This window comes from Streptomyces sp. NBC_00582 (assembly GCF_036345155.1).
GTDB lineage: Bacteria > Actinomycetota > Actinomycetes > Streptomycetales > Streptomycetaceae > Streptomyces.
Map to the genome: position 1 here is coordinate 982,433 of NZ_CP107772.1, position 14,687 is coordinate 997,119.

Sequence of the window (14,687 nt, forward strand, 5' to 3'; positions counted from 1 at the left end):
GAGACGTCGTGAGCGGCTCGGCCTGGCGGCCTTGTCCACCGCCGGATCTCCGGTTGAGGTCCACGGACGCGCGCCACTGACGCGCGTCAGTAGAGCCGCCGGCGCGGCCAGTCCCGCAATTCCGCAGAGCCGCCCGCGGCGACGGGCCGCTCCTCACCGGCGCCGCCGACACCGAGACGGCGGACTCCGGCTCCGCACAGGAGGCGGTCCGTCGGCGACGGCGGCAGTGATCATTCCACTGTCAGTAAGAAGATCACTGTGCCCAGGATGAGGAGGAGCCCGCACAGTACGGCCGCGATGACGAGTGTGCCGGCGACGCGAGCAATCAACGTGCCCCAGAACTCTGCCCGCCGGCCGTCGGGAGTGTCGGTGCGCCAGTCTGACGGGATGTCGACGTCTCCCCCGGCGACGGCCGGCGCGGCCCTGTGTACATCCCCTGGGTGGAAGTAGTAGAAGGTCGGCTCCGCTCCCCACGTGCCCCGGCTTGCCCCGCCGAAGCTGCGGACGCGGACATCCGCACGACGGGCGACACCCGGCAGCCACATCTTGCGCACCGGCCACAGCTTCGCGACTTCGTCACTGCTGAGCCAGGGCTCCTCCTCATGTGCTGACTCCGGTGTTCCCGGCTCCGGCGTGTTCGGCATGCCTCCCCCTCGATGCAGCAGGCAGTCAGTACACATCAGCTGCCCCGCACGCCGATAGAGCGCCGCGGCACGTGCGACACGGGACAGGCCCGGCCCTTCCGGACCGTCAGGCCCATCGTGCTTCGGCTCAGGTGCGCCGCCCACGGCGCAAGTGGCCCTGGGGGATCAGAAGGACACGTCGATATAGTCGATGTCGGTGAACTCGACTTCCAGTTGTTCGGCGCGGCGTCCGTGGTCCTTGAAGTACAACTCCTGGATGCCCTCGGCGATGACCTCGTTGGGGCTCTGCGCGCCGATGCTCTGCTGCGCGTCGAACAGGCGCCGGGCGTACTCGGCCGGCAGGTGGACGGTGATGCGGCGCAGGCGGCCGTCGTCGGTGGTGCCGACGGGCGCGGTGTAGCCGAAGCGGGCACGGGCCAATTAACCCTGGATTGATCCACGCTCCGAGGCTCCGGATGAAGCCCCGCCCTGTATGTGTCGGGGGGATGGGAAACCGAGGAGGTCTCCGTCACAGTGGGCGTGGGGGATCGTGGGGGCAGCCGAGGGGGAGAGGAAGGCCGATGACGGAACCCGACCTGTTCGGGCTGACGGCCGTCGTGGTGAGGCAGCCGAAGCGTTCGTGGTGGCGCCGTTACCGGGGTCCCGAGCTGGCCGTGGCCACCGTGGAGGGGACACCACTCGCCGAGGTGACGAACATCGCCGACAGGGACTTCCACCTGGCCCGCATGTCGGGCGAGTTCATCGTCCGAATCGAGAAGCGCGCCCGGTTCGGCCTACTGCCCATGAGCCCGACGCACTTCCGGTTCATCGACGCCGACGGCCAGGAGGTCGGCCGCGCCCGCGCCTCAGGACCGGTCAAGACCCGGCAGCTGAGCTTCCGGACGGAGCGGAGCCGCCCGCTCTTCCTGACGCGGCTGGCTCACCTCTCGGCCGAATGGCAGCTCACCGAGACCGATCCACTGCGGACCCCGAAGCCGGAGACCCTCGGTCGTGTCACGGCGTCCACCGTCGACAAGTTGCTGGGGTTGCAGCAGTACGTCGCCGAATCGACCCCGCTCCTGGACGCCTCCGAGCGGCAGACCTTCCTCGCCATGGTCATCTGCCTGCATCTCCTGCGTTGGCCCCCGGGTGACGGATCCGCCACCTGAACAGGGGTCCCCCGCGCCCGTTCGCGGTTGTTCCGTTGAGCGGACGCTCGAGCGACAGGCCGCATGACAGCCCCCCATGCTGATGGCTCCGATCACACGGCATACGAGGAAGAGGCACAGGGGGACCGATGAGAGAAGCGGCAAAGCCAACGGGGCGTCAGGGGTACGCCAGGACGGCCGCCGGGCTGCGCAGGCGGGCGGCTCGCGTGGCGCGCTCGCCCAAGGCGGTGGTGGTGGTCGTGGCGGCACTGGTGGCCGCCGCCTTCGCCGTGACACCCGCCTACGCCGACGATCCCGGGCTGAACTGCGCGGTCACCGCCACCGCCACGGTGTCCGTGACACCGTCACCGGTTGTGTACGGGCACAACGCCCTGGTGCGGTGGAGCGCGGACTGCGTGGACAACACGGCCGAGGACGCGCTGGTGATCACTGGGCCGGGCTTCAACCCCTCCACCATGGTCTTCCCGGTCGGTGGCGGATCGCAGTCGGTGTTCATCGACCAGCCCGGCACCGCCAGTTGGAACATCACGGTGGTCGACACCTCCTCGCCCACCGGATTCAGCAGGAGCCTGGCCTCCGTCTCGGCGTCGGTCACCGGTGTCACGACCGTGCCCGACGTGCGGGGTGCCACACAGGCACAGGCCACCCAGGCGCTCAGGGCCGCCGGATACGTGCTCGGCAGCGTGGGCAGTGTCGTCGACTGCGAGAGCGTCAACCGGGTCAGGTCGCAGAGTCCGAGCGCGGGCACCGTACTGCTCCCGGGTTCCCCCGTCTCGATCACACTCGGAAGGAGGCCCACGCCGCCGGCCCAGTGCCAGTGATCCGGCCGGTTCCCCACGAGGTGCCGCGTCGACGAGCGAGGCGTTGAGTAACGGCTACTCATGTTCCGTTCCGCCGCACGAGGCATCCTCGCAGGGGCGGGCGGCCGGTCGTTCGGGTCCGGCCCGGGAGCCAGGCACTTGTCGGGAGCGCCGGGGGGAACGGTGACGGGCTTGAACGGGCAACGGGGAGTGTCCTCGCCGGAGGGCAGCGGGCGGAGTGTGCTGGAAGGCGCCTTCAGACTCCTGGACGTGGTGGAGCGGCAGGGCGAAGCCGGTCTGAGCACGCTGGCCGCGGAGTGCGGACTGCCCAGGACGACCGCGTACCGGCTGCTGGACCAACTGGTCGGGCTGCGTGCGGTCGAGCGACGCGGGCGCGGCTACCGGCTGGGGCCGCGTCTGTTCCGCCTCGGGCAGGGGTGGCAGCCGTACTCCGGGCTGCGCTCCGCCGCACGGGAGCCGGCACGCCGACTGGCGCGTGCCACGGGCACCATGGTGGGGGTGAGTGTGCTGAGCGAGGGGCGGACGCTGGTCCTCGACTGGACGGTCTGCGTGACGGACGACGCGCTTGCTCCCCTCTGTGACGAGGCGGTGTGGCCTTGGTTCACCGCGGCGGGCAAGGTGCTGGTGGCCGGGGCACCGGCGGAACTTCCGCCGGGCCCGTCACCGGCCTCCTGGAGGGCCGAGGCGGCGGCGATCCGGGAGCGGGGTGTCGCGTACGACCGGGAGGAGGTGGTTCCGGGGGTCTGCTGCGCCGCGGTCCCGCTGCGCGGCGCGGGCGGCACCCCGGTGGCGGCTCTGTGTGTGGTGACCGACCCCGCACACCGCCTGGACCGGCTCGCGGACGCCCTGGACCGCACCGGCAGAGCCATCGGCGCGCGGCTGCGCCACCGATGAAACGCAAGGTCTCGGTGGCGCGAAGGGTGTGCTCGATCCCGGTGCCGGCCGCGCGGCGGGCACCGGGGGACGAGGTCGGGTTCTTCAGGGGCAGGTGGGTACGCCGTCCAGCCAGGCCGGGCCCTTGATGTAGATGTTCGTCATCCACGCCTTGTAGTCGGGCAGATAGGCCCAGGCGTCGTTGGTGTAGCCGTCGGAGGTGACGACCTCCGCGTGCTTCTGGCACTCGACGCGGATGGTGGTGGAGTCGGAGAAGGCGTAGACACGGCCGGCACGGACGGAGGGTGCCTCCTTCGTCCAGACCCCGGTGCCCCAGGTCTGGAAGACGTGTCCGGTGACCGCACCGGTGTTGACGCGGACGGCCCCGAAGTAGTCGCCGCCCAGGCGGACATCACTGACCATCAGGCGCGTGCCCGACTGCTTCGCCTCGACCATCTTGCCCGCGCCGAGGTAGATCGCGATGTGGTGCAGGTCCTGGCGGGTGCCGTAGGCCAGCAGATCGCCGGGAAGCAGCGGGGCGGTGCCCTCGGCGGCGGTGAAGCGGGCGGCCGCGCGGACCGTGTAGTACTGCTGGCTGGCCACGCCGTTGAGGATGTCGGAGCCGGCGGCCTGCGCGTAGGCGTACCGGACCAGGCCCGAGCAGTCGAAGCCGCGCCGCTCGGGGTCGTGTTCGCTGGCCGGGTCGGTGGGGTCGACCTGGCCGTAGGTGGCGCCGGGCTGGGCGCCGTGGCCGCCGCCCCAGGTGTACCAGGTGCCCGCGTCGACCTGGGCGCAGGCGGCGGCGATCGCGCGCTCGGCGGCGGCGGAGCCGCCGGAGGCGAGGACTCCGCAGCCGCTTGCCGCCGGGGCGGCCGGCGCGGCGACGGCCGCGGGTGCCCACAGGAGAAGGGCGATCAGCCCGATGAGTGTGCCGATGATTCCGGTCCGCCGTAGCATGCCGGGACCCCCGTTTTCCTTGATGCGTGCATGGTCGTGCACCAGCCTGCCGACCGGGACCCGGCGGGTCGAGCACCCCGCGTCGCCCACTCCGACGGGCAACGGGAAACCCTTGGGAAACCCCCTCCCACCGGCGGAGTCCGCTCACGCACCGTCAGGGCCGCGTGCACGCGGGGGTGACGGACACGGCCCCGCGCGCCTCGGACGGTGTCGAGGCGGGTGCCGCGGTAGAGAGCGGACGGGTCACGGTGCTCGCGCTCCCGTTCGGCGGCGGCGTGGGTGAGTTGCTGGTGGATGAGGAGTCCGGCCCGGTCGGCGTGGATCCAGTCGCGCAGAGTCGTCGGCGGGCGCGGCCTGGGCGGCGCCGCTCATCGCCACCACTGCCGTGGCCGCGTTCGCGAACGCGGCGGCGGCCCTCAACATCTTGCCCATGTTTCCCCCTGGCGGGTCTCCTGCGTCGTCGCAGGCCGTGCTTCGAGCTGACGGGATCGGCCTGTCCCGGGGGGCCACCGGGGTCGACGGGTTTCCCGTCGTCCATCCGGGGGGACGCCGGGAAACCCCGCGTGAGCTGGGGTTTCACGGGTCGGCGGTTAACACCTCTCACAACTCCGGCCCCTCACCATGTAGGTGAGGGGCCGGATCTCGTAGCGCGGGCCGGATTTGAACCAGCGACCTCTGGGTTATGAGCCCAGCGAGCTACCGAGCTGCTCCACCGCGCGTCGGTAGAACCAGCGTACGTCATGCCGGTGGAACCGGGCAGGGATTTACCGCGAGGCACGAGGCGGAGGCCGCTCCACAACGGGGACGGCATCAGGTCCGGCACAGCGACGGGCCCTCGCGAGGTGTGCGTCCATTAGCCTGTTCGCCGACCTCCGGCGATTGCTCCCCCATCGCGATACCCACGCGCCTGACCTGCGCGCACGCCCACCCGCCGAGGCCGTGTACGCCTGTCCGAACCTCACTCGGCCGAACCCTCCGGTTGCGGATCTGACGCATCGTCGGTTGCCTCGTCAGTGGCGTGCACACAGGCGCCGCACGGACAGGCCGCAAGTCGCTCAGCTGGAGGGTTCTCGTGGGCATCACACACGTTGGTATCGGTATCGGCCTGATGGCCGGTGCCCTCGCTCTGCAGATTCCGGTCGCCGCCGCCGCCGAAGACTCCGGTCTCGACATCCGGCAGGGCGCCCACGGTTCCACGGTCACCGTCAGCACCACCGCCTGCGGCCCGGACGTGACCTACGGCAAGGGAGAGTCGGAGCTGGCAGGAGCGTTCCATCTCTTCGAAGGCGACAGGAAGGGTGTCCTCACCGGCGAGTTCATCGTGCCGGAAGGATCTTCGGCCGGCACCGACACCGTCACCGTCAAATGCCCGCCGCGGATCAAAATCACGGATTCGTACCAGCTCACCGCACGCCGGCCCGACGGCGCCGTCGAAGCCGGTTTCGGGCCGGCGGGGAACACGGGCCCGCAACTCGCCCTCGGCGCGGCGCTCATCGCCGCGGCCGCGGCCGGAGGGACGGTGAGAATGCGTCACCGCTCGAGCGTGAAGGGGAACTGACGGCCCGTGTCCCGGCGGCTCCCGTTGCCTACCCCTTCCCGGGAGCCGCGGGAAACCGATCGCCCCGCCCCCCTCCTCCCGTACCAGGCAGAGATCCGAACGCGATGACCTCCAGGCGCACCACCCCCACGCCCTCGTCCTCGTCCTCGTTCATTCCTTCAGCCGGACTTCTCCTGTGGACGCTCGTGGCCGGCGCCGTGCTGGTCGCCGGCGCGCTGCACTACGAGCAGCCGCCACAGCCTTCGGCGGACCAGGCCTTCCCTCCCCTGCCCGGCCCCCCAGCCGCCCACCACACCGTCCTCCCGGAAGACCTCGCCGTCCCCCCGCTGCCGCCCGCCGACCCCCTGCGGCTCCGGATCCCCGCCATCAACGTCGACGCCGCTCTCACCAAACTGCACCTCGACGCGAAGGGAGCGCTCAAGCCGCCGCCGGCCGACGACCCCAACCTCGCCGGCTGGTACAGCGAAGGCACACCGCCAGGATCCGCCGGCACGGCCATCACCACCGGCCACGTGGACCTGCGCACCGGCAACCACGGCGTCTTCTACGGACTCGGCGCCCTCACCAAAGGCAACACGATCGAGATCGACCGGGCCGATCGGCGCACGGCCGTCTTCACCATCGAGGCCATCGAGGTCCACGACAAGACCCGTTTCCCGAACGAGAAGGTGTACGGCAGCACCGGACGCCCCGAACTACGCGTCATCACCTGCGGCGGCGGCTTCACCAAGCAGACCGGCTACCAGGGCAACGTCGTCGTGTACGCAACACTCACCACGGTCATCTAGCCACCGCACCCTCCCGGCACCGGACAAGGCCGTTACGCGGCGGCCCGCGCTGCCGGGGCCTTCGTGAGGTGGCGGGCGAGGTAGTTGTTCCGGGCGTGGCGGAAGCTCTCCGCGAGGTGGGACTGCGGGGCGAACAGGTCGAAGGCGTGGTAGGCGCCGGGGTAGAGGTGCAGCTCGACCGGAACGCCGTCGGCGCGCAGCCGCGCCGCGTAGTCGAGGTTCTCGTCGCGGAAGACGTCGAGTTCACCGACGCCGATGAAGGTCGGGGGCAGGCCGGTGAGGTCGGTCGCCCGGGAGGCGGCGGCGTAGGGCGTGACGTCCTCGGTGCCGGCGCGGTCGCCGAGGATCGCCTGCCAGGCGAGGAGATTGGTCGCGCGGTCCCAGATGCCGATGTCGGTGATCCGCAGACTCGAGTCGGTCGTGTTGCGGTCGTCGAGCATCGGGTACTGCAGCATCTGGAACAGGGGGGTCGCCGCGCCGCGGGCGCGGATCAGAAGGGCGGTTGCGGCGGCGATGCCTGCGCCACCGCTCTGGCCGGCCAGCCCGACCCGGGTGGGGTCGAGGCCGAGATCGGCGGCATGGTCGCCGATCCACCGGTAGGCGGCGTATCCGTCCTCGGCGGCGCCGGGCGCGGGGGTTTCCGGGGCCAGGCGGTAGTCGACGGCGGCGACGGCGCAGCCGAGTGCCGCGGACAGTTGCTTGAGCCAGGGTGCGTCCTGGGCGGCGAAGCCGAGCACCTGCCCACCGCCGTGGAACCACACGATGACCGGCAGCGGTCCGGGCGCGTTCCGCGGACGCAGCAGCAGGAGGGGGACGTCGGAGGCGTCGGCGCGCGGCACGTGGAGCTCGTCGGCGGTGACGGTGGGCTCGTCGGGGATGGTGGCGGCGATGGTTTCGGCGAGCGCGCGGACGGCCTCGCGGGTGGCGGGGATGTCGGTCAGGTCGAAGACACCGTTCGGGCCGAACGGCATGGCCTGGAGTGCTGCGGCGAGTTCGCTGTCGATCGCGGGGCGGGAGCTGGACATGGTTCTGCCTTCCTGGGAGGGGGTCTGCGTCGAGGCGCGGAGACCCTGGGGCGCGGGGAAAAAGGGGGGCTCAGGCCGCGTGGGTCACGGAGATCTCGAAGTAATGGCCCTCGGCGAGGTCGTCGATGAGACCGGGCTGGACGGGCTTCCAGCCGAGGAGGTCCCGGGTCAGCGTGCTGGAGGACGGGTTGTCGGCCGCGGCGTGGCCGCTGAGGAAGCCGAAGTGGGCGTCGGCCTGCGTCGAGGGGATGCCGGTCACCGGCAGGTTCAGTCCGCGGCCGATGGCCTCGGTGATCTCCCGGAAAGGGACGCCCTGGTCGTCGACGGCGTGCAGCCGTGACCCCGCCGGGGCGGATTCCAGCGCCAGCCGGTACAGGCGTGCCGCGTCGAGGGTGTGCACGGCGGGCCAGCGGTTGGCGCCGCCGCCCACGTAGGCGGCGACGCCCTTGGAGCGGGCGAGGGAGATCAGGGTCGGGATGAAACCGTTGTGGTCCAGCGTGCTGTGCACGCTCGGGGCGAGCCGGACGACGGACGAGCGGACGCCGCGTTCGGCGAGTGCGACCACCGCGTTCTCGGCGTCGATCCGCGGTCCCGCGTCCATCACGTCGGCTTCGGTGGCGGCGTCCTCAAGCCCGGCGAAGGCGAGCAGCATGGTTCCCGACGTGGCAACCAGAGGCTTGCCGGTGCCGGCGAGCGCGTCCCCGAGCGCGTCGATGGCGCGCAGATCCGCCGCGACCGCGCTGTCGAAGTCGCCGGCGAACATCGCGTCATGCTTGAAGGCCAGATGGATGACGCCGTCGGCCGCGGCGGCGGCCGTGGCGAGTCCGTCGAGATCGTCGAGATCGCCTCGGTGCACCTGGGCACCGGCAGACCTCAGCGCGGCGGCGGACCGGTCCGAGCGGGCCAGGCCGACGACCTGGTGTCCCGCTCGAAGGAGCTCGGGAATCACGGCGGAGCCGACGTGTCCGGATGCTCCGGTGACGAATACGCGCATGATGTGCGCCTTTCTTCCGCAGGCTCCCACGGGGGAGCGGGACCCTGATGTCAGTTCGTGACATCACCGTAGCACCGATGTCAGTCCCTGTCATCACTTGATGTCAGATCCTGTCATCGCGGTGTAGGATCGGGGTATGAGCCGATGGAAACCCGACGCACGAGGCCGCCTGGAGAAGGCGGCGCTGGAGCTCTACAACCACAAGGGCTTCGACGCCACCACCGTCGCGGAGATCGCCACGCACGCCGGAGTCACGGAGCGGACCTTCTACCGGCACTTCGCCGACAAACGGGAAGTCCTCTTCCCGGCCGACAACCCCCTCACCGACATCCTCGGGAACGCCACGGCCACCGCCCCCGACCCGCTCCCGCCGCTCGAGATGATCGCCCACGCCCTGACCGAAGCCACTCCCGTCTTCGAGGAACGCGCGGACCTGATACGGCAACGCCAGACCGTCATCGCCGCCAACCCCGAACTCCAGGAACGCGAACTGGCCAAACTCGCCGCACTCGCCTCCACCCTCACCCAGGCACTGCGCGAACGCGGCCTGCAGACCACCACCGCGGCGCTCGCGGCCGAAATCGGGATCGCCGCCTTCAAGGTCGCCTTCGAACGCTGGGTCAACGACCCCGACCGCCACCCCCTCGCCCAGCACATCCGACAAACCCTGGACACCGCCCGCCACCTCCTCTCTGCCCCCGAAGCCAGCGCCGGCACCGACGACACGGGCCCCGCCGGCCAGGAAAGTGCCGCGTGATCGCAGGGCGTCTGGGCTCGTCAGTCCGTAATCACCGCGTCGCGGTTGATCCACTCGGCGCCGTGGGCATGGACGCCGGCCTGCTGCGCCCCGACGTCACCACCGCCGACCTGGTCCTGCTCAGCGGCTCCCTGAGCCAGTCCGCCCTGACAACCGGCGACAGCCACCCGGGCCAGTGGCGCCCGCCGCCTCCTGCGCATCTCCCTCGACGGCCTCAGCAGCCGCAACACCGAACCACTGCCCGAGCCCACGGCCCACCCGGACACGCCCGGCAACCACTGACCAAGGGCGTGGCACTCCTCGCCCACACCGGGCGGAAAGGCCGCGGGTTCTGTAGGGTCGCGATGGCGCCGCGGCGGAACCGGCGGTGCGGTGTGGTCCAGCGTTCCTTCGCACATGCCCGAGCGACGAGGAGTGCCCATGTCAGGACGGTTCGAAGCGACAGTCGAGGTGGACCGGCCCATCGCGGAGGTGTTCGCCTACCTGGCCGACGGCCGCAATGACCCCCAGTTCAGCCCCCGGGTCCTCCGGATCGAGCGCATCCCCGACGCCCCGACCTCCGTGGGCACGATCTTCCGGAGCACGGTCAAGGACGCCGGGATGAAGACCGCCCGCGAGTTCCGCATCACCTCGCTCGAAGCCCCCACGCGGCTCCGGTGGGCCGAAGTCTCGAAGAACACCGTGACGGCGCGCGAAGGCGGCTACGATCTTGAGCCGTTGCCCGACGGCGGCACTCGGGTCCGGCTCCACAACGTCCTGGAGGGCCACGGGCTCGGCAAACTCCTCGTCGGACTGGCACTCGCGGCGGCTCGCAAGGACGCCGACGCGTTCGGCCGACGGATCAAGGCTGCGGCCGAGGCGGCCATCACTCCTTCCTGACGCCTCTCCCCGTATTCCCCCGTCTGCCGGCCGCCGCCCTCCACTCCTGCTCGGCCTCCCGCAGAAACCTCTGCCCCGTCGTGGACGACGACCGGGGGTACTTCGCGCCCACCGAGGACGGTCGCGCTCTCGCGTGCGTCCTCGCGCTGGCAGTCATCCCGACGATCATCGCGGCAGCGCCCCTCGTGTACGCCCGGGTCCTGTTCCGCCTGTCTCGCCGGTGAAACGGCTCCGCGGCGCGGGGCGTCCCCGCCCGTTTTATCGTGCCGCCGTCGATGGCGGGCCGAACGTGTCGGCAAGGCTGGTCAGGATGGAGCCGGACCAGGTGCTCTCCCCGAACACGCTGACCGGCATGGCGAGCACGCCGCACTCGCGCCGGAGCGTCTCCGCCGGGACGTCGACCGGGAAGAAGTAGTTGCCGGGACACGTCCGGCTCACCGGGGGAATCGTCCCGAGCACGTCGTCCGGCAACCGTTCGAAGAGGCGCTCAGCCCGGGCGGCCAGTTCCTCGACGATCTGCCGGGGGACGTCGCCGTGCTCGGTCAGCAGACGGTCGGCGAGCCCCAGCTGTACCGGTGTCGGCGGCTGCGCCCGGAACGCTTCGGCCAAGTCGGCCTGCGCCGGACCCAGCAGGACCACGCCGAACGTGCGTGGCCACAGCCATCCCTTGGTGACCGAATGCAGCAGGACCGCACGACCGGTGTCCAGCAAGCGCCGTGTCCCGGCGGCGAAGGGGGCTCCCAGGTCGTAGACGCTGTCGATCAGCAGGCGGCGGTGTGGTGATTCCCGCAACCACGCCATCACCGCGTCGCACTCGGCATCGGACAGGTACCGGCCGAGCGGCTTGCTGGGGTTGGCGAGCAGCAGGTACTCGGGCCGGTCGTCCGTCGGCGACGCCGGCAGGGCCGGCACCGGTAGCGTCGGGTACGACTCGGGCGCCAGGCCCGCTGCGCGGGCCAACTCGAAGTACACCGGGTACACGTCGCTGGGCAGCCACAGTCGCGCTTGCACGGCGCGCAGCCAGGGGAACACCACACCGAGCCCGTGCCGGACCCCTCGACAGACCATGGCGTGGCCTGACCACTCCTCCGGCAACTCGTAGCGCCGCAGCCAGGCACGGGCGAGATCGCACCGGTGCACCGTGCGCATGTCGTTCGGCGGTTCCGGCCGCATCGCAGCAAGCGCCCGGTACACGTTGGTCTCGGCGGCGTCCAGAAGCGACGAGGAAGCACGGAGTTGCCGCTGCCGGAATTCCTGGAACTCGTCGAACCTCATGCCGTCGCTCCTACCGGCACGATCTCGCTGGCCCGGTCTTCCAGGGAGGCGTAGCAGCGTCCGTCGGCCATGACGTTCCAGCTGCGTGCGATCCCGCTGGTGCGTTCCCAGAGCAGGCTGGGTTCGGTGTAGGCGGCGATCCGCATCGGCCGGCCGTCCCAGCTGCCGTCGTAGACCGGCGCGCCCCAGGGCAGGCGGCTCGCCGGTTCGAAGCCGTGCTGCTCGGCGAACCGGGTAACGACGGACAGCGACACCTGGTGCTCTCGGCTCCAGACGTTGGCGGCGCGGTCGTAGTAGAGCGACTCGGTGCTGGTGGAGACGTAGAGCTCTTTGAAGCAGACTTCCTCGACACCGAGAGCCGCGGCCCAGGAAAGGTAGTCGGCGATGTCGGCCGCGTCGGCGACGCCGCCGTGCTGGAGCACGCAGATCAGCCTCATCCGCAGCCCCGGCCAGCGGTCACGTTCCACACGCCAGGTGTCGATCACGGAGCTCACCGGCGTGCGCAGCATCATCAGCCGCTCGCTGACGGCGTCGTCCTGATGGTGCCGGGAGACCGCGAGCACACTCAGGCCCGCGGCGCCCAGGGCGGCGAGGCGGCCGGCCCGGTCAGCGTGCCGGCCTTTCGCCAGGGTGTGCGCGTTGGTGATCAGGACGACCTTCGGGAAGGCCGCCGAGCAGGCGGACACCAGGCGCAGCTGCTGTTCGAACGGTATGAGCGTGGGCTCCCCGCCTCCGGTGATCACCGCACGCTCGGCACCTGCCGCTCGGGCGCGTTCCAGCCAGTGGGCGACAGCGTCCCACGGGACCCGTGCCGGTGCTTGGTCGCTGGAGATCGAAGCCGAGGAGAAGCAGAACGAACACCGGGCTTGGCAGGCGGAGGCGACCGGCAGAAGGGAGACCGAGCGCGGTCGCGTGTCGGCGTAGGGACGCAGTGCCGATCCGTGCAGGCGCAGGGAGGCCGCCATCGCGTCCTCGACGGTGGTCGGACGCAGAGTGAACTCGTCGCCTGCTGGATCGAGCTCGTGGACTGCCGACAACCGGATGCGAGCCTCGTGCAGTTCCATGCCGAGGCCCGTCGTCACGTTGGGCACCAACTCGTCGGGGTCCACCAGGGTTTCCAGCACCAGCAGCCGGTCACCCGGAATGGCCAGACGGTCCAGCAGGCGTCGCGCCTTGTCGATGCCGATGCCCAACTCCGCCCGGGTCAGCAGGTGGAACCGGTCGGGGTAGGTGCTCTCAGGGATCCCCGCCTTGCCGTAGGCGAACGCGTACTTGTCGAAGCCCTTCGCGAAGTTCGACAGCACGATGACGTGGAAGCGCCGGTCGCTATGGTTCATGCCGTCATCATGCAGCGGCGGCCCCGCGTCACACAGCCCCCGGCTGGCGCCGGAACCCCACGAAACCCTACGGGAACACGACGGCTTCGCCGGAGCGCAGATGTTCCCGCAGCCACCGCTCGGTGTTGCTCACGTGCGGCAGGGCCGCCGCCTGCTGCACGGGTATCCGCGGTCGCCGGATCGGACTTGAGACGCATTCAGCCCCGACGTGAACGCCGCTGCTTTCTGCACGAGTCCCGGTAATTCGTTTGACCGGGCCACGGGTCGACGCTGCATGGTGGCCGGGCACCACCCGTCGTGGTGCCCGTATCCCGGGGAGGCAGCGGCAGCGATGGAGATCCGTCCCACGACCGAGAAGGACCTCGACGTCTTCGTCGACACGGTCCACGCCGCGTTCGGGCGCTTCCCGGAAACCCCGGTCGAAGGGGGCGGGCTCTGGTGGTCGGCGCTCGAAACGGACCGCTGCCTGCTCGCCCTGACGACGGACGGGCGGCCCGTCGGCACCGCCGCCGCGCACTCCTTCGAGCTCACCCTGCCCGGCGGGGCCCTGGTCCCGGCCTCCGGGGTGACCGCCGTGGGCGTCCTGCCCTCGCACCGGCGCCGGGGCGTGCTCACCTCGATGATGCGGCATCAGCTCGCCGAGCTGCGGGCCCGCGGGGAGTTCCTCTCCGTGCTGCTGGCCTCCGAGGCCTCGATCTACGGCAGGTTCGGCTACGGACCGGCGACCCGCACGCAACGGCTGACGGTGCAGCGCCACCGGGCCGCCCTCGCCCTCCCCCGGGCGCGCCCAACGGGCGACACCCCGGCGACCGGCCCGGACAGCGGTTCGGTCGAGGTGCTGCGTCGCGCCGAGTGCGGCGGGATCCTGGAGGAGGTGTACGACCGGTACCGCCGCGCCCAGCCCGGCGCGCTGTCCCGGCCTCGTCGCTGGTGGGCCCTGCGCGCGGGGCAGCCCCCGATCTCTCCCGCGCCGCGTCACATCGCCGTCCACCGGGACGCCGCCGGCATTCCGGACGGGTACGCCAGCTACTCGATCGGCGAGTCCGGCACCTTGACGGTCGACGAGACCGTCGCGACCGACGACGCCGTCTTCACGGCCCTGGCCCGGTTCGCGCTCGGTCACGACCTGGTCTCCCAGATCGTGTTCCACCACGTCCCGCCCGGGCACCCGCTGCGCTGGCAGCTCGCGGACTTCCGCGCCGGCGAGGTGGGCGGCGACATGGACTGGCTCTGGGTGCGGCTGCTGGACGTCCCGCGTGCGCTGACCGCGCGCGGCTGGTGCGCGGACGGCGAGCTCGTCCTCGACGTCGAGGACCCGTTCCTCGGCGAGCACGGCCGCCACCTGCTGACCGTCCGGGAGGGCAAGGCCGACTGCGTCCCGACGGACCGGGAGCCCGACCTGTCCCTGGACGTGCGTGACCTGGGCTCGGTCTACCTCGGCGGCACCGCCCCGAGCACGCTCGTGCGGGCCGGACACGTCCGGGCCCACCACCCGGACGCGGCCGCCCTCGCCGACGCCCTCTTCCGCACCGACCGCCCCCCGCACTGCCTGCACTGGTTCTGACCGGGCCTCTCCGCGACAGCACCACACGGTCGAATTATTCGAACACTCGCACGAACATGTGTCGCCT

At 71.1% G+C, this 14,687-nt stretch carries 16 protein-coding genes, 1 tRNA gene and 1 pseudogene; 9 read left to right on the top strand and 9 right to left on the bottom strand.

The features are described 5' to 3' along the window. Window positions 1-230: 230 nt before the first annotated feature. Together OG852_RS03835 and tpg are read right to left on the bottom strand one after the other, a co-directional pair. Window positions 231-644, bottom strand: a complete 414-nt coding sequence (locus OG852_RS03835; RefSeq protein ID WP_330347080.1) for a hypothetical protein — start codon at window positions 642-644, stop codon at window positions 231-233. Between the two features lie 165 nt (window positions 645-809). Beyond that, window positions 810-1,058, bottom strand: a pseudogene (gene tpg, locus OG852_RS03840) (telomere-protecting terminal protein Tpg); the annotation flags it as partial. A gap of 146 nt (window positions 1,059-1,204) precedes the next feature. Between tpg and OG852_RS03845 the strand changes: the two are divergent. The 3 genes from OG852_RS03845 to OG852_RS03855 all read left to right on the top strand — a co-directional run bounded on the left by OG852_RS03845 (window position 1,205) and on the right by OG852_RS03855 (window position 3,507). Beyond that, a complete protein-coding gene (locus OG852_RS03845) occupies window positions 1,205-1,792 on the top strand; it encodes a hypothetical protein (protein ID WP_133916095.1) in 588 nt (195 codons plus the stop codon). Between the two features lie 128 nt (window positions 1,793-1,920). Beyond that, window positions 1,921-2,613, top strand: coding sequence for a PASTA domain-containing protein (locus OG852_RS03850; protein WP_330347082.1), 693 nt, complete (start codon window positions 1,921-1,923; stop codon window positions 2,611-2,613). Window positions 2,614-2,775: 162 nt separating this feature from the next. Then, the gene (locus OG852_RS03855; protein ID WP_330347083.1) at window positions 2,776-3,507 is read left to right on the top strand and encodes an IclR family transcriptional regulator; all 732 of its coding nucleotides are present in this window, start codon (window positions 2,776-2,778) and stop codon (window positions 3,505-3,507) included. Between the two features lie 84 nt (window positions 3,508-3,591). Here the strand turns inward: OG852_RS03855 and OG852_RS03860 are convergent, their stop codons facing one another. Both OG852_RS03860 and OG852_RS03865 read right to left on the bottom strand, forming a co-directional pair. Next, window positions 3,592-4,443: an NlpC/P60 family protein gene (locus OG852_RS03860; RefSeq protein WP_133916098.1), complete on the bottom strand. Its 852-nt coding sequence runs from the start codon at window positions 4,441-4,443 to the stop codon at window positions 3,592-3,594. 645 nt (window positions 4,444-5,088) lie between these two features. After that, window positions 5,089-5,162 (bottom strand) — tRNA-Met (locus OG852_RS03865). Window positions 5,163-5,515: 353 nt separating this feature from the next. Between OG852_RS03865 and OG852_RS03870 the strand changes: the two genes are divergently transcribed. Together OG852_RS03870 and OG852_RS03875 are read left to right on the top strand one after the other, a co-directional pair. Then, entirely contained in the window at window positions 5,516-6,001 is a 486-nt protein-coding gene (locus OG852_RS03870; protein ID WP_133916099.1) for a sortase, read from the top strand. A gap of 104 nt (window positions 6,002-6,105) precedes the next feature. Continuing rightward, window positions 6,106-6,789 (top strand): class F sortase, encoded by a 684-nt coding sequence (locus OG852_RS03875; RefSeq protein ID WP_133916100.1) that lies wholly within the window; start codon window positions 6,106-6,108, stop codon window positions 6,787-6,789. Between the two features lie 32 nt (window positions 6,790-6,821). Here the strand turns inward: OG852_RS03875 and OG852_RS03880 are convergent, their stop codons facing one another. Next, window positions 6,822-7,814, bottom strand: coding sequence for an alpha/beta hydrolase (locus OG852_RS03880; RefSeq protein ID WP_133916101.1), 993 nt, complete (start codon window positions 7,812-7,814; stop codon window positions 6,822-6,824). Between the two features lie 70 nt (window positions 7,815-7,884). After that, window positions 7,885-8,808: an SDR family oxidoreductase gene (locus OG852_RS03885; protein WP_133916102.1), complete on the bottom strand. Its 924-nt coding sequence runs from the start codon at window positions 8,806-8,808 to the stop codon at window positions 7,885-7,887. 136 nt (window positions 8,809-8,944) lie between these two features. Here OG852_RS03885 and OG852_RS03890 point away from each other — a divergent pair, with 136 nt between their 5' ends. After that, window positions 8,945-9,565, top strand: coding sequence for a TetR family transcriptional regulator (locus OG852_RS03890; RefSeq protein ID WP_330347084.1), 621 nt, complete (start codon window positions 8,945-8,947; stop codon window positions 9,563-9,565). A 20-nt stretch (window positions 9,566-9,585) separates the two neighbouring features. Here the strand turns inward: OG852_RS03890 and OG852_RS03895 are convergent, their stop codons facing one another. Next, the gene (locus OG852_RS03895) at window positions 9,586-9,765 is read right to left on the bottom strand and encodes a hypothetical protein (protein ID WP_330347085.1); all 180 of its coding nucleotides are present in this window, start codon (window positions 9,763-9,765) and stop codon (window positions 9,586-9,588) included. 220 nt (window positions 9,766-9,985) lie between these two features. Between OG852_RS03895 and OG852_RS03900 the strand changes: the two genes are divergently transcribed. Both OG852_RS03900 and OG852_RS03905 read left to right on the top strand, forming a co-directional pair. Next, a complete protein-coding gene (locus OG852_RS03900) occupies window positions 9,986-10,444 on the top strand; it encodes an SRPBCC family protein (RefSeq protein ID WP_133916104.1) in 459 nt (152 codons plus the stop codon). Between the two features lie 80 nt (window positions 10,445-10,524). After that, window positions 10,525-10,668: a hypothetical protein gene (locus OG852_RS03905; RefSeq protein ID WP_330347086.1), complete on the top strand. Its 144-nt coding sequence runs from the start codon at window positions 10,525-10,527 to the stop codon at window positions 10,666-10,668. 34 nt (window positions 10,669-10,702) lie between these two features. Here the strand turns inward: OG852_RS03905 and OG852_RS03910 are convergent, their stop codons facing one another. Beyond that, window positions 10,703-11,719 carry an aminotransferase class I/II-fold pyridoxal phosphate-dependent enzyme gene (locus OG852_RS03910; protein ID WP_330347087.1) on the bottom strand — a complete coding sequence of 339 codons (1,017 nt, stop codon included), beginning with the start codon at window positions 11,717-11,719 and terminating at the stop codon, window positions 10,703-10,705. Next, window positions 11,716-13,056 (bottom strand): radical SAM protein, encoded by a 1,341-nt coding sequence (locus OG852_RS03915; RefSeq protein WP_330347088.1) that lies wholly within the window; start codon window positions 13,054-13,056, stop codon window positions 11,716-11,718. The genes OG852_RS03910 and OG852_RS03915 overlap by 4 nt, the downstream gene beginning before the upstream one ends. 331 nt (window positions 13,057-13,387) lie before the next feature. Here OG852_RS03915 and OG852_RS03920 point away from each other — a divergent pair, with 331 nt between their 5' ends. Beyond that, on the top strand, window positions 13,388-14,620 hold the full coding sequence (locus OG852_RS03920) for a GNAT family N-acetyltransferase (RefSeq protein WP_330347089.1): 1,233 nt from the start codon (window positions 13,388-13,390) through the stop codon (window positions 14,618-14,620). Window positions 14,621-14,687: the final 67 nt, after the last annotated feature.

Bases quoted from the DNA above. Each gene is read 5' to 3' on its own strand.
- OG852_RS03850 (WP_330347082.1), top strand. From the start codon at position 1,921: ATGAGAGAAGCGGCAAAGCCAACGGGGCGTCAGGGGTACGCCAGGACG.
- OG852_RS03860 (WP_133916098.1), bottom strand. From the start codon at position 4,443: ATGCTACGGCGGACCGGAATCATCGGCACACTCATCGGGCTGATCGCC.
- OG852_RS03920 (WP_330347089.1), top strand. From the start codon at position 13,388: ATGGAGATCCGTCCCACGACCGAGAAGGACCTCGACGTCTTCGTCGAC.
- OG852_RS03890 (WP_330347084.1), top strand. From the start codon at position 8,945: ATGAGCCGATGGAAACCCGACGCACGAGGCCGCCTGGAGAAGGCGGCG.
- OG852_RS03880 (WP_133916101.1), bottom strand. From the start codon at position 7,814: ATGTCCAGCTCCCGCCCCGCGATCGACAGCGAACTCGCCGCAGCACTC.
- OG852_RS03885 (WP_133916102.1), bottom strand. From the start codon at position 8,808: ATGCGCGTATTCGTCACCGGAGCATCCGGACACGTCGGCTCCGCCGTG.
- OG852_RS03895 (WP_330347085.1), bottom strand. From the start codon at position 9,765: ATGCGCAGGAGGCGGCGGGCGCCACTGGCCCGGGTGGCTGTCGCCGGT.
- OG852_RS03845 (WP_133916095.1), top strand. From the start codon at position 1,205: ATGACGGAACCCGACCTGTTCGGGCTGACGGCCGTCGTGGTGAGGCAG.
- OG852_RS03900 (WP_133916104.1), top strand. From the start codon at position 9,986: ATGTCAGGACGGTTCGAAGCGACAGTCGAGGTGGACCGGCCCATCGCG.
- OG852_RS03835 (WP_330347080.1), bottom strand. From the start codon at position 644: ATGCCGAACACGCCGGAGCCGGGAACACCGGAGTCAGCACATGAGGAG.
- OG852_RS03915 (WP_330347088.1), bottom strand. From the start codon at position 13,056: ATGAACCATAGCGACCGGCGCTTCCACGTCATCGTGCTGTCGAACTTC.
- OG852_RS03875 (WP_133916100.1), top strand. From the start codon at position 6,106: ATGACCTCCAGGCGCACCACCCCCACGCCCTCGTCCTCGTCCTCGTTC.
- OG852_RS03910 (WP_330347087.1), bottom strand. From the start codon at position 11,719: ATGAGGTTCGACGAGTTCCAGGAATTCCGGCAGCGGCAACTCCGTGCT.